This window comes from Nitratireductor sp. XY-223 (assembly GCF_004959855.1).
In the GTDB taxonomy this organism is placed as follows: Bacteria; Pseudomonadota; Alphaproteobacteria; order Rhizobiales; family Rhizobiaceae; genus Hoeflea_A.
Map to the genome: position 1 here is coordinate 20,668 of NZ_SPNT01000022.1, position 12,730 is coordinate 33,397.

9 protein-coding genes and 1 pseudogene are annotated in these 12,730 nt (G+C 62.1%); 2 read left to right on the forward strand and 8 right to left on the reverse strand.

Going from position 1 to position 12,730, the window contains the following annotated elements; genetic code table 11:
• Positions 1-3: 3 nt before the first annotated feature.
• From E4M07_RS29760 to E4M07_RS27470, 7 genes are all read right to left on the reverse strand, one after another.
• Positions 4-2,385: an amidase gene (locus tag E4M07_RS29760; protein WP_136661610.1), complete on the reverse strand. Its 2,382-nt coding sequence runs from the start codon at positions 2,383-2,385 to the stop codon at positions 4-6.
• A 1-nt stretch (position 2,386) separates the two neighbouring features.
• The gene (locus tag E4M07_RS27445; protein ID WP_136661611.1) at positions 2,387-3,103 is read right to left on the reverse strand and encodes an ATP-binding cassette domain-containing protein; all 717 of its coding nucleotides are present in this window, start codon (positions 3,101-3,103) and stop codon (positions 2,387-2,389) included.
• Positions 3,096-4,121, reverse strand: a complete 1,026-nt coding sequence (locus E4M07_RS27450) for a branched-chain amino acid ABC transporter permease (RefSeq protein ID WP_136661612.1) — start codon at positions 4,119-4,121, stop codon at positions 3,096-3,098. The genes E4M07_RS27445 and E4M07_RS27450 overlap by 8 nt, the downstream gene beginning before the upstream one ends.
• Positions 4,121-4,987, reverse strand: coding sequence for a branched-chain amino acid ABC transporter permease (locus E4M07_RS27455; protein WP_136661613.1), 867 nt, complete (start codon positions 4,985-4,987; stop codon positions 4,121-4,123). The genes E4M07_RS27450 and E4M07_RS27455 overlap by 1 nt, the downstream gene beginning before the upstream one ends.
• A 98-nt stretch (positions 4,988-5,085) precedes the next feature.
• Entirely contained in the window at positions 5,086-6,309 is a 1,224-nt protein-coding gene (locus E4M07_RS27460) for an ABC transporter substrate-binding protein (RefSeq protein WP_136661614.1), read from the reverse strand.
• Positions 6,306-7,922 carry a flotillin domain-containing protein gene (locus E4M07_RS27465; RefSeq protein ID WP_136661615.1) on the reverse strand — a complete coding sequence of 539 codons (1,617 nt, stop codon included), beginning with the start codon at positions 7,920-7,922 and terminating at the stop codon, positions 6,306-6,308. The genes E4M07_RS27460 and E4M07_RS27465 overlap by 4 nt, the downstream gene beginning before the upstream one ends.
• 120 nt (positions 7,923-8,042) lie before the next feature.
• Positions 8,043-9,185: a substrate-binding domain-containing protein gene (locus tag E4M07_RS27470; RefSeq protein WP_136661616.1), complete on the reverse strand. Its 1,143-nt coding sequence runs from the start codon at positions 9,183-9,185 to the stop codon at positions 8,043-8,045.
• A gap of 99 nt (positions 9,186-9,284) precedes the next feature.
• On the opposite strand from E4M07_RS27470, the gene E4M07_RS27475 reads away from it, so the two are divergent.
• Positions 9,285-9,707, forward strand: coding sequence for a MarR family transcriptional regulator (locus tag E4M07_RS27475; protein WP_136661617.1), 423 nt, complete (start codon positions 9,285-9,287; stop codon positions 9,705-9,707).
• Positions 9,708-10,042: 335 nt separating this feature from the next.
• Positions 10,043-11,026: an AraC family transcriptional regulator gene (locus E4M07_RS27480; protein ID WP_169054438.1), complete on the forward strand. Its 984-nt coding sequence runs from the start codon at positions 10,043-10,045 to the stop codon at positions 11,024-11,026.
• Positions 11,027-11,640: 614 nt separating this feature from the next.
• On the opposite strand, the pseudogene E4M07_RS27485 reads toward E4M07_RS27480, so the two are convergent.
• Positions 11,641-12,609 (reverse strand): annotated as a pseudogene (locus tag E4M07_RS27485) (zinc-binding dehydrogenase); the annotation flags it as partial.
• Positions 12,610-12,730: the final 121 nt, after the last annotated feature.

Sequence of the window (12,730 nt, forward strand, 5' to 3'; positions counted from 1 at the left end):
TCCTCACAGCGTTCGCCAGTCGACGCTTTGCTCGAATGCATGCGCGGCCTGGTAGATCGTCATCTCGCCGTAGTGCGGTCCCACGAGCATCATGCCGATCGGCAGTCCCTCGCTGAGACCGCACGGCACGGTCATGGCCGGCAGTCCGCCATTGAAGGGCGCGGTATTGCCGATCATTTCAAAGGCACGCTGCACGTAGAGGCTGATGGAACAGTCCGCCGGCGGTATCTTCTGCGGTTTCATCGGCAGGGTCGGCATCACCAGGAGATCGTGCCTGGCAAACGCCTCCAGGTACTTTTCATGCACCTTGCGCATCAGGTTCTGCGCCTTGCCGTAGTAGCGCCCCCGGTACTGGTTCTGAAAATATTCTCCGAGAAACATGCAGACTTTCAGCGAATGGGAGAGCTCATCGGCGCGATGCCTCCAGCCGGCCGCCTGGTCGATCATGGAGGGCAGAAACAGGCCGCGGTAGTTCGTGCCGCCGCAATTGCCGTGCATCATGTGATCCTGCAATCCCTCGACCGTGATCGCCGTCCACAGGTCCGCGGCGAAATAGTGCTCCTCGACGGAAACCTCCTCCACGCGGGCACCGAGCTCGCGGAACCGGTCCAGCGCCGCCTCGACCTTGCCGTCCACATCGGCTTCGCTTTCCGGCCGGCCGAAGCCCTCCTTTAGGACCCCGATGCGCAGGCCCGAACAGCCCCGGTTCAGGGCCTCCGTGTAGCGGTAGACCTTCGGCGCCCTCTGCCGGGGGTCGAGTCCGTCCTCGCCGGCCAGCACCTCGAGGAACAGCGCATTGTCGGCGACATTGCCGGTGACCGGCCCCACGTGATCGATGGTCTGCTCGACCGGCATGACCCCGGTATAGGGCACAAGACCGTGGGTCGGCTTCATGCCGTAGACGCCGCAGCTCGACGAAGGGATGCGCACGGATCCGCCCTGATCGCCGGCGATCGCCATGTCCACTTCGCCGGCGGCCACCAGGGCAGCCGAACCGCTGGAAGATCCGCCGGCCATGTATCCGTGCTTCCAGGGGTTGTGCACCGGCCCGGTCGCATTGGTGTGCGATCCGCCGGATATGCAGAGGTTCTCGCAATGCGCCTTTCCCGCCACGATGCCGCCGGCGTCGAGAATGCGCGTCACGATGGTCGCGTCGATCTCCGGGACATAACCTTCCATGATCGAACTGCCGTTCATCATCGGCACGCCGGCGACACAGACCGTGTCCTTCAGCGCGATGCGCTTGCCGCGCAGAGGGCCGTCCGGCGCACCCTTGATATCGGTCTTGTAGAACCAGGCGTTGAGCGGGTTTTCGGACGGTGACGGCCGATAGCCGGGCGCCCTCGGATAACGCACCTCGGGAAGATAGTCGGGCGCCGCGTCGATACGGTCATAGCACTGGATGTAGGGCTCCATGATCTCGCGGTATTCCTCGATCTCCTGGTCCGACAAGTGCATTCCGAAGCGCTGCGCCATCTCGTGCATCTGGGAAAGGCTTGGGCGTTTTATGGTCATGTTCGTCACCGATGGAATTGTCCGGTCGGACCGGTCGTTTGCCGGGGCCGACCGTGTCGCGGTCGCATTGGAACTGCTGGATGCCGAGGGTTTTAATGGCGTTCCCGGCGGGCCGTCCGCCGCGCCGCGCCGCGTTGAACGGGCTGCGCCGAAGCCCAGGAAACGGTCCACCTTGGCGCGGTCGGTCAGGTCCTGTTTCGAGAGTTCGCCGGTCAGGCGCCCGCGCTCGAGCACGACGACGCGATCCGACAGGTCGGCGATGAAATCAAAGTTCTGCTCGACCAGCAGGACCGACAGCCCGCGCTTCTTTCGCAGGTCGTCGAGGGTTTCCGACATCTCCTCGATGATCGAGGGCTGGATGCCTTCGGTGGGCTCGTCCAGCAGCAGGAATTCGGGATCGGCCATCAGGCACCTGGCCAGCGCGAGCAGTTGCTGCTCGCCGCCGGAGAGCGTGCCGCCCTCGCGGTCCAGGAGGCGCACCAGCCTCGGGAAATGATCCAGCACCGCGTCGAACGTCTCGTCCTCGCCGCCCTGCCCGTGATCGTGGTAGGCAAAACGCATATTGTCCCGGACCGTGAGCTGCGGAAAGATGCCGCGGCCCTGCGGAACGTAGCCGATGCCGAGTTCCACCCGCCTGTTCGGGGGCCAGCCGGTAATGTCCTCGCCGCGAAAATGCACGGAACCGCCGGTCGGCTTCAGGAAACCCATCAGCGTCTTGAGCAGTGTCGATTTGCCCATGCCGTTGTGGCCGAGGATGCCGACCACCTGGTTCTCGCCGACCGCAAGCTCGATGCCGTGCAGCACGGGAACCCTGCCGTAGCCGCCCGACAGGCCCTTGATGGCGAGAACCGTGTTTGCTTCGTCCGCCATGTCAGCCCTTCTTGCCCAGATAGACACGGCGCACGGTCTCATCGGACATAACCTTGTCGACGTGGTCTTCCATCAGCACGGACCCCTGGTGAAACACCGTGACCGTGGAGGCGATGGAGCGGATGAACTGCATGTCGTGCTCGACGATGATGACGGCGGCGCTGCGGTTGAGTTCACGGATGATGGCGACCATGCGCTCGACGTCGCCCGCGGACATTCCAGCCGCCGGCTCGTCGAGCAGGACAAGCCAGGGATCGCCGACGGCGACGATGCCGAGCTCCACCTGCTGACGCTCTCCATGGGCCAGCCGGCCGACATCCGCGGCCGCTATGGCGTTCAGCTCCAGCCTTTCGATCATGTCGGCGGTCTTGCGGTTCGCTTCGACGACCGGGTGCCGCCGCCGCGCGGCCAGCCAGATGTTCTCCCTCACGGTCAGACCGTCCATGACGCTCGGCACCTGTGTCTTCACCCCGACGCCAAGCGATGCGATTTCGTGCGGATGCCATCCGGTGGTTTCTTCATGGCGCATGAATATGCGCCCGTCCGAAGGCGTCAGGAGACCGGTGATGCATTTGAAGAAGGTGCTCTTGCCGGCACCGTTCGGCCCGATCAGGCAACGCAGCTCGCGGGCGGCAAGCCGGAAGCTGACATTGTCGGCGGCGACGACGCCACCGAACCGCATGGTCAGGTTCTCGGTCTCGAGCACGGTCTCAGCCATTGGCGGCTCTCCGCACCCGAAGCCGGCGCGACGGCCTGTTTCGCCGCGTCAGCACCCGGCCCGCGACGGAAACAATGGCCGGAACAAGCCCCCGCGGCAGGAACAGCACGAACAGGACGAGAATGAGCCCGGTGATCAGCGTGTTGTCCACCAGGGATTGCTGGCCGAGAAGGAATTTGAGGTAGGAAAGACCGGCGGCGCCGACCATCGGCCCGATGCGGGTGCCAAGGCCGCCGACAATGCACCAGATGATGATTTCCGCGCTTTGCGGAAGGCTGAACAGGCCGGGCGTCACAATCTCCGCCCAGTTGGCGAAGAAGGCGCCTGAAAGACCGGCGATCGCGGCGCCGACGGTAAACAGGACCGTCTTCCTCGCCCTGACGTCGTAGCCCATCAGCGACATGCGGGTCTCGCTCTCGCGAATACCGACGGCAATGCGGCCGAAGCTGCTGCCGAGCAGCCAGGTGACCAGCAGGAAGACGAGGAGCAAGGCCACCGCCACCACGTAATAAAGGCTGTCTCCCCACACGTAGAAATCGGGGTAGCCCGGAACGTTCAGCGTCTGGAATCCGGGGATCCCGTTGAAGCCGCCGAGCCGCGCCGAGCCGATCATGTATTCGGGACCGGCTGTGGAATTCATGAACCTGTAGAAGATCAGCGTGACCACCAGCGTGATGACGCCGAGATAGACATCGGCCAGCCGGCCGTAGAACATCATCGCGCCGAGGATGGCCGCAAACGCCGCCGGAACAATGATGGCGATCAGCATGGGTATCGTGCTTTCGCCGAAATTGATCGCCGAAATGGCGTAGGCATAGGCCCCGAGCCCGAAAAACGCCGCCTGGCCGAAACACAGGATGCCGCCGAACCCCCAGATGAGGCCGAGGCTGAGGCCGAGCATGGCGTAGACCAGCAGCACGGTCAGCGTGTAGGTGTCGATGGCGGACGGCAGCGCGACGATGAGCGCGACGCCGACGGCGACGATCCAGAGATATTCACGCCACTGATTGCCCCGCATCACAACCTGCCCCTGAAAAAGCGCGTCGTGATGCCCTGCGGCAACACGCGCAGCAGAATGACCGCCGAAATCAGCAGGGCCACCTCGCCGACGACCGGCGAAAGGGCAAATGCAAAGGCCTGGTTGACGAGCCCGAAAAATCCGGCGCTGCTGAGCAGGCCGGCCACCAGGGCCGGTCCGCCGGCAATGACGGTGATGAAAGCCTTGGCGATATACGCGCCGCCGGAGGACGGCACGAGACCCACGAGCGGCGCCAGGACAGCGCCCGCCAGGCCCGACAGCGCCGAGCCGACGAAAAAGGTCGCCATGTAGACGCGGTCCGGACTGTAGCCCAGCGCCGCGGCCATGTCGGCCCGTTGCATGGTGCCGCGCGCGATGAGACCGATGCGTGTCCCCTTCAGCACCGCATACATGGCGATGACCAGGATGATCGAGACCAGGATGATGAAGAAATTATAACCGTTGACCTGGTATCCGCCGATCGGAAAGCCGGGGATCGGCGTTGAGATGCCGGTCGTCGTGTTGCCGAATATCATGGTCACGCCGCCGACAAAGAACAGGCTCAGGCCCCAGGTGGCCAGCATGGTGTCGACCAGACGGCCGTAGAGGTGGCGGATGACCAGCCGCTCGACGATCAGGCCGATCGCACCGACTACGAGCGGCGCAATCAGGATCATCGCCAGGAAGATGTTGACGCCCGCCTTGACGGCGGTGATCGTCACGTACCCGCCGAGCATCATGAACTCGCCGTGCGCGAGATTGATGACCTTCATCATGCCGAAAACGATCGCGAGGCCGGCGCTGATGAGCACCAGCGACGCGATCGCGTAGACGATTTCCACCAGTATGACGGCTGCCAGGTCCATGTCTTTGCCAATTCCGAACGTTCGCGGGGAATGCAATGCCCCGAGGGAATGGGCGCCCCCTCAGCAATCGGGGGCGCCCGCGCTCTTTGGGAGGAGCGTCAGATCTTGATTTCGTACTGCTTGTTGTCGTCGGGATTGGCGACGAGATCGCACACCGCCTGCGTATCGATCGGCGGGCGTTGCGGCAGGGTCTCGACGACGTTCATGCCCTGGTCCTCGACAACCATCAGATGCACGTCCAGGGTGGCGTGGTGCGTCTTCGGGTCCACGGTGACCGTCCCGGCGGGGCCGTCGATCGACAATCCCGTCTCGAGGGCCGCGATGACGGCGTCGCGGTCGGTGCTGCCGGCCTTTTTCACCGCTTCGGCCCACATCTTGACACCCTGGTAGTTGGATACCGCGATTTCGTGGATCGCGCTGCTGTCGCCGTAGGCCTCGGCCCAGGCTTCCTTGAACGCCTTGTTGGCGGGCGTGTCCAGCTCCTGGCTGTAGTTGTAGGCAACCATGATGCCGTTGCCCTCTTCCGGGGTCAGGACCTTGTGCTCGTTGCCGACGCCCATCGTGGTCGAGGCGAGCGGTATCTTGTCCTTCATGCCGGCAGCCGCCCACTGGCGGAAGAACGACAGGTGCGCGCCGCCAACCAGGGGCGCGATCACCAGATCGGGCGCAGCTCCCTGGATCTTCGCGATGGTCGAGCCGAAATCGGCGACGTCCAGCGGGAAGAAATCGACGGCGACGACTTCACCGCCGTTTTCCTCGACATATTTCTGGATCCAGTTGGCCGTGATCTGGCCGTAGTTGTAGTCGGCGGCGAGGATATAGACCTTGTTGCCGCCCGCCCTTTCCATGGCAAAGGGCACAAGCGCCTCGACCTGCTGCGCCGGCGTGACGCCGTTGATGAAGATGTTGCGGTCGCAGACGCCGCCCTCGTAGAGGACGTTGTAGAAATACAGCGTCTTGGCCTTGCGCATGGTCTGCCGGATGGCTTCGCGGGACGCCGACAGGATCCCGCCGTGCACGATATCCGCCTTGTCCCTGCGCACCAGCTGCTGACCGAACTGGGTGTAGAGCGCCATGTCGGACTGCGTATCGTAGCTGACGATCTCGATCTGCTGACCGTTGAGGCCGCCGGCGTCGTTGATCTCCTTGACGGCCAGCCGCATGGCCATGTCCATGGGCTTTCCGTAAGCGTCGAAAATGCCGGACGTGTCGAGGATGGAGCCGAGCTTGATGGTGTCGGCTGCGGCGCCGAGCCGCGGCACGGCCATTGTGCCGGCAAGCGCTGCCGACGCGGACAGGAACGCGCGTCTGTTGATGGTCATTTCTTACCTCCCGTTTCACCCTTTTCGTTGGATTTGGATCGGATGCGATTGGCGTAGTCGGCGGTCCGGCCGGCCAGGTTGGCGTCGAAATCGATACCGATTTCCTCGCCCATCTGCTTCATGGCCGGCAGCCGCACCGCCATGCCGAGGATCTGGTCCATGGCGGCGCCGAACGCGCCGTTGATGCCCTCGCCGTCGGCGAACCCGCCCTGTGCGACGCCGCCGATCTGATTGATCTTGATGGAATCGATCTTTTCGACCGGCTTCATCATCTGGGTCATGATGTCGGGCATGCGGTCCAGCCGCCGTTCCTCGAGGCGCATCGAGATGATTGCCTCGCTCAGGCCATTCTCCGCGGCGATGAGCGCGGCCTGGCCGTCGGCCTCGGATTCCAGGCGCAGTTTTTCCGCCTTCGCGGCGATCTCGGCCGCCTTCGCATCGGCCGACGCCTTGGCCAGCATGGTTTCGTTGTCGGATTTGGACCGGGCGTCCTCGACCGAAATCTCCCTGTCGACCTTCATCATCGCGATCGCCTTTTCGCGCTTGGCGACGGCGGTTTCCTTGTCGGTCTGGACGGATTCGGCGGCCAGCAGCACCTTCGATCGCGACGCCTCCTCCGCAGCCTTGGCTTCGGCCTCGTCGGCGCGCTTCTGCGCAAGCCGCATGGCGTTTTCGATCTTGGTTTCTTCCAGTGTCAGGATCGCCGCCATCTCCTTGCGGCGCAGTTCCTCGTCATTGGCGATCTTCACCGCGTCGATTTCCAGTTGCTTGACCAGCGTGGCTTTCTCGGACGTGCGGTCCGCTTCGGTCCGGATCTCCGCCGACTTGGCCTCGGCCTCGGCCTGCAGGCGCGACAGGTGCTCTCGCTGGGCGATCTCCGCCTCGCGTTCGGCGCGCTCGATGTCGAGGCGGCGCTGCGCCTGCGCCAGCTGGCTCTCGCGAACGGCGATATCGGCTTCGGTTTCGATCCGCACCCGCTCCTTGCGGTTGTCCGCCACCAGACCGGCGAGCTTTCGCATGCCTTCGGAATTGAACGCGTTGTTTTCGTCAAGGCCCGCGAAACTGCCCTGGTCGACCCGCAGCAGCACGGCGGAGACGAGCGTCAGCCCGAGCGCCTCTATGCGGCGCTCGACGACCTGCGCCACCTGCTCCGAGAACGCCTCGCGTTCGCGGTGGATGTCGTCCAGCGAACGGGCCGCCGCGGCATCCTGCATCGCCGCGGCCAGCTGGCCGTGCAGCAGTTCCTCGACCGCTTCGCCGCCCCGCGCGATGCGCGATCCGAGCGCCTGGGCGGCGCGAGCGACACCGTCCCGGGTCGGCTGGACGCGGACCTCGATTTCCATTTCCGCGTCGGCCCGCAAGCGGTCGCCGGTCAGCAGGGAATGCTGACCCGAGCGGTCCAGCCGGACGGTGATCGCGCCCATCGAGACCTTCTGGATCTGGTGCAGGATCGGCAGCGCGAGGCAGCCGCCGTCGATGACGGTCTTTTGCCCGCCGAGACCGGTGCGGACGAGCGACAGCTCCCGTGTCGCCTTGGCGAAATACCTGTGCAAGAACCAGATGACGACCGCGACGGCAATCGCAAAAATCAGCAATGAGATTATCCACGCCACGGCGCACTCCCCAGTCCCGGGAACGGCCGTGAAACGGTCGCAGGCCACTCCCCCGAAATTTCGGGAGAATGCTACGCAGAAATTAATTTCCTTTTCAAGTAATTTTTTTAGTCGTTGTTATTATTGAATTTTTTCGAACTCATCGAAAACAACACCATTTGCGCGGGCCAGATAGACCGGTGCGGTATTGCGCGAATTCGAGATGTAAATCGACTGTCTGGCGCTCTTGTAGGAGACCGGGCAGGAAGACGATTCGCGCGCACCGCGCCACGTGCCGCCGGCCTCTTCCATCAGGCTCGACAGAAACTGGAATCCTTCATAGGTCGACTGGCCGAGCGCGTTGAGCATGGGTGCCCGGTCCCTGTGCAGCGTGTGGTATTTTTCGCGGAAATTCGCGTTCTCCGCGGTGCTCAGCGCGGCGAAATAAGAGGCGGATGAAAACAGCCTTTGCAGGTTTTCCTCGCCGCTTGCCAGCAGACCGTTTTCCTCCATCGCGCAGGACAGGCGGACGATCCTCTTGTGCAACTCGAGCGCCCCGAAGATCCGGTTGAAATCGACGGCGTCCTGCCCGACCAGCGATACCAGCACGCCGTCGGCGCCTGACCGGCCGATCTGGTCCACATAGTCCTCGAGATTGCCGCAGGAAAACGGCAAGTATTTCTCGAAGACCAGCTCCGCGCCGAGCGAGGCGATCTTGCCCTTGGCGTAGTTGTGCGAGGTCCGCGGCCAGACATAGTCGTTGCCGATCAACGCCCACTTCTTCAGCCTGAACCTGCGGTAAAGGTGCTCCATCGCGGGGCCGAGCTGCTTGGGCGGTGTGTCGCCGATCGCGAAAACGCCGCTCGAGTGCTCGCCGCCTTCGTAGAGCGGCGTATAGACATACGGGATGCGGCCCTGGACGACCTTCGTCAGGCGCTGGCGCACCGCGCTTATGTGCATGCCGACGATCGCATCGATCGATCCGTTTTCGATCATCGTATGAACGAGAACGTCCACCGGCGTTTCGGATTCGATGGCGGAATCGATCATCACCATCTGCACCGGGCGCCCGGCGATGCCCGACAGGCGGTTGAGCTCCTGAACGGCGACCTGGGCGCTGGCGATGCACGACGGCGCCCACAGCCCGGCCGATCCACACAGCGGTATCAGCAGCGCCACCTTGTATGCGCGCTGGTCCAGCAGGTCCTCGTGGTCGTCGTCGAGCGTGTTGACTGTGTGCGGCAGTCCGGTCTTTTGTGCCGCGACCCCCAGTTCAAGTCGCATTTCAACCGTCTTTCTTTGTGTTCCCGCTCTATGGGAATTGAAATTCCTTTCCAAGTCAACTAATTTCGCAAAACAAGTTCAATCGAGAACAATTCGATCATGGCTCCATCGACCTCACCTGTCAGCGCATATCTGTCCTATTCGCTCGCTGCCGCGCACCGGAAACTCAGTGTCGAGCTCAATCGAGAGCTGAAGAAGATGGGTGTCCAGATCGAAACCTGGCTGGTCTTGCAGACCCTGCAGACCGGCGAAGGCTACACGATGACCGAACTCGCCGGCATTGTCCTGATGAACCCGCCGACCCTCACCAAGCTTGTCGACCGCATGGTCGCCGAGGGGCTCGTGCAGCGGCAGCTCGACGTGGAGGACAATCGCCGGGTTCAGCTTGTGCTGACGGATCTGGGCATGGACGTGTGCCAGAAGGTGACGGAGCATGTGGAAGCGCAGAACGACATGATCGTGCGCACCATAGGCGAGGAAAAGGCCGTCCTGCTCAGGGAAGTGCTGGAAACCTTGGCCTGAGCGGCGACGTAGCGCTTCAACGCTGCTGCGATACCCGGCTGCACCCGGCCGCATCGTCTCGCCATCACTGGAAGCATGGCTGACCGAAAAGACGGACTTGCAGGAACCCGATACCAGCGAGTGACCGTCGACTTGCCGCGTTCGCGGGATCGGGGTACTTTCTGCAATTGCGTTTGTTTGCCCGCAGATTTCCTGTGCATTTATTGCGAGATTATTGGTTGATACCACAGTTAGTGAATGTCGCCCCCTCACCGGCGAATTCTAGATTTAGAACGACTTAGAACGACATGGAAAACCAGAATCCGATCCCATCCATTCAGCTGGATTCGTCGACCGTGGGTCGCAGACATTGTTTCGACGCATGGCGCGAGGCCGTTCGCTGCGTCTTTGACGTCAATCCCCTGAGCGACGAAGTCAGCGGGACGGAGCGCATGGAAGGCTGGTTGCTGGACAACCTGATATTTACGGAAGTCGCTTTTTCCCCGCAGTCCTTCAGGCACCACGCGCGACACGCGCAGGATGCCAACTACCTGTCCCTTCAGATCTACAGAAGCGGCGGTTCTTCAGGCGTATTGGCAGACCAATACTGGAAAATGGAACCGGGACAGGTCCACATCTACGACTTTTCGCGCCAGTTCCAATCCGTCGCCGAGGATTCTGTCGTCGCCGGCGTGAAGATACCTCACGAGGCCATCGGCTATGATCCCGGAAGACATCCGGCGCACATCATGCTCAGCGGATGCTCACCCCTTGGCCGCTTTCTCATAGAGACGTATTTTGCCATTCAGCGCCGGCTGCCGGAACTTTGCCAGGAAGAGGCATCAGCACTGGCGAAGGGATTTTGCGGCCTGGTGCGCGGGATTTTGATACCGCAGGGGAACGAAGACTGCACCGAGGTCAAAAGGTCCCGCGCGGAACGGCGCGTGGCGATGCGTTCGTATCTGGACCGGCACCTGTCGGATCCCGCACTCGGCATCGATCACCTGCTGCGTTCTTTCGCGGTGTCACGGCCATCGATCTATCGCGACTTCGCAAATGAAGGCGGTGTCGCCACATACATAAACAGGCGCCGTCTCGACCGTGCGTTCTCTCGGCTTGTTTCGACGACGCCGAGCCATGGGCGCATCAAGGAGATAGCCAACGGTGTCGGTTTCAACGATCCGGCATATTTCAACCGGCTTTTTCGCCAGCGGTTCGGCATCGCTCCCGGAGCCGCGATCACAAACCGCCGTCCGCCCGGAACCCGACCGCAACTGACGGCTCGAAACGACTCGTCGCTTGCGGCATCGCAACTCAGCAACTGGTTCAGCAGCATTTGACAGCAACTGGCGACGTATTTACCTGTATAATTCTAATACAATTGTGCTATAAATTATGAGACTGCAGTCCAAATGTTTGCAGTTGCGCTATTAGGCACGTAATATTAGATTTTATTGTGGCGCGTTGCAAGAAACGTGCGCTGCGCGGCATTACGGTGGAATTGCATATGAACCGGCCGCCGACATCGGCATTGCCGCGCTTCTTAGTTCGGTTTTGTTGCAAAGCCATACGAGAAGCAGATGCATTGAAGTTCTTCTTAGCAGCTGTCCTCTTTGCTTTACCGATTGCCGCGACCTCCATGCCGATCGCGGCAATCAGTGCGCCCGGCGACCGTATTCTCCTCGGATAGAGGCGCGGCCTTGGAGACTGGTCGCCGGGCCACAATCCCTCGCTTATCGCCACCAACCTGCGTGCGTGATCATGAAGTCCCGACGGACGTTCTCGATGGACAGCGCGCCCTGATAGCCGGTGCAGCATGCCGAACAGCGCGATATGCGCCGGGAGCGATTCACGGCGATGATGGATCTTTGATCAATTTCGCCGACACGCCTTTTTCGTCCGGAGCTTCAGCCCGGGGTTGGCTGACCGGCACCGGCCACTCCGACCGGATCGTTCAAAACTCGATAACGGCGCGAATCGACTGGCCGTCATGCATCAGGTCAAAGCCGTGATTGATGTCCACCAATGACAGCTTGTGGGTGATCATCGGATCGATCTCGATCTTGCCCTGCATGTACCAGTCGACGATCCTCGGCACATCCGTGCGTCCGCGGGCGCCGCCAAACGCGGTGCCGCGCCAGGAACGGCCGGTCACCAGCTGGAACGGGCGGGTGGAAATCTCCTGTCCGGCGCCGGCGACACCGATGATGATCGATTCACCCCAGCCCTTGTGACAGCATTCGAGTGCGTCGCGCATGACCCTGGTGTTGCCGATACATTCGAAAGAGTAATCCGCGCCGCCCTTTGTCAGATCCACAAGATGCGGGACAAGATCGCCCTCCACCTTCGCCGGATTGACGAAATGGGTCATGCCGAATTTCTCGCCCCACTCTTTCTTTGAATCGTTGAGGTCAACACCGACAATCATTTCCGCGCCGATCATGCGCAGACCCTGAATGACGTTGAGGCCGATACCGCCCAGACCAAAGACCACCGCCCGGCAACCGGGTTCGGCCTTCGCCGTGTTGATCACCGCGCCGATGCCGGTGGTCACGCCACAGCCGATATAGCAGACCTTGTCGAAGGGTGCGTCCTTGCGGATCTTGGCGAGCGCGATCTCCGGCACCACCGTATGGTTGGCAAAGGTGGAACAGCCCATGTAGTGGTGGATCGGCGCACCGTTCAGCATCGAAAAACGGGTTGTACCATCCGGCAGCAGTCCCCGGCCCTGCGTTTCGCGGATCGACTGACAAAGGTTGGTTTTGGGATTGAGGCAGTACTCGCACGTGCGACACTCCGGCGTGTAGAGCGGAATGACATGATCGCCGACCTCAAGCGAGGTCACGCCCTCACCCACCTCGACCACGACCCCGGCCCCCTCGTGGCCTAAAATCGCCGGGAATATGCCTTCCGGGTCGGCGCCGGGGATGTCCCGTTCTCTGTTGAAAAAGAACTGAGGATTGGGTGGCGTTGCTTCCCCTGAGCATTAAGCTCAGGGCATTGAACCTGAAAGGAAGCAACACCATGAAGACGATTAGCACATC